The sequence below is a fragment of the Bifidobacterium aesculapii genome (assembly GCF_001417815.1).
GTDB lineage: Bacteria > Actinomycetota > Actinomycetes > Actinomycetales > Bifidobacteriaceae > Bifidobacterium > Bifidobacterium aesculapii.
The window spans coordinates 1-874 of the sequence record NZ_BCFK01000090.1 but is presented as its reverse complement, the minus strand read 5'-3'; the positions used below and the strand labels follow the sequence as shown (position 1 = coordinate 874).

1 pseudogene is annotated in these 874 nt (G+C 70.1%); it reads right to left on the bottom strand.

The features are described 5' to 3' along the window. Positions 1–874 (bottom strand): annotated as a pseudogene (locus BFAL_RS10870) (IS3 family transposase); the annotation flags it as partial.

Genomic DNA, 874 nt, shown 5'->3' with positions numbered 1-874 from the left:
CCGACCGTCCGGCAGGGTTTGTTGACCCAGACCAGCTCGCGCTTGTACGTGTTGTTCGTCCGCTCGGCGAGGGCGTTGTCGTACGAGTCGCCGACCGTGCCGGTCGACGGGAGCATGCCCGCGTCCGCCACGTGCGTGGAGTACACGAGACTGATGTACTGCGACCCGTGGTCGGAGTGGTGCACGCACCCGTCCGCGCCCCGTGGCAGCGGGCCCACATGACGGCCTGCTCCAACGCCTGCAACGGCAGGTCCTCCGTGCGCATCGTCGAAGCCACCGCCCAGCCCACGATCCGACGCGCGAACGCGTCGGTGACGAACGCGACGTACGCGAACGAGCCGTCCGCCAGGCGCACGTACGTGATGTCGGCCACGTGCAGACGGTTCGGCGCCGACGCCTCGAACTTGCGCCCCACCAGGTCGAGCCTGCCGCCCCCGCCCCTGGAGGGGACCGTGGTGACCGGTCTCCTGCCGCCGCCGACGCCCCGGATGCCGAGCCCGCGCATGATCCGCGCGACCTGGTCGCGGCCGACCTCCCCCGGATCCCAGCCCTGAACGATCAGCTGATGCCATACCTTGCGGTACCCGTACACGCGCATGAACTCGTCGTCGTGGATGGCGGCGACGTCGCGCGCCAGCGCCTCATGCCTCGCCGCCATGAGGCTCGGAGGCCGGCGTCTGAACGCCCTGTAGCCGCGCGCGGTCAGGAAACCGCAGTCCAATCCGGCGGACAGGACCCTGCAGATCGGCCCGACCCCGAAACGGCCCCGGTACGCGTCGACGTACGCGACCTTCAACGCCGTGTCGGGTCGAGCCTGGCCGCGAAAAAAGCCGACGCCGTCGTCAGGATCTCGTTCGCCCTGCGCAATTCGGCG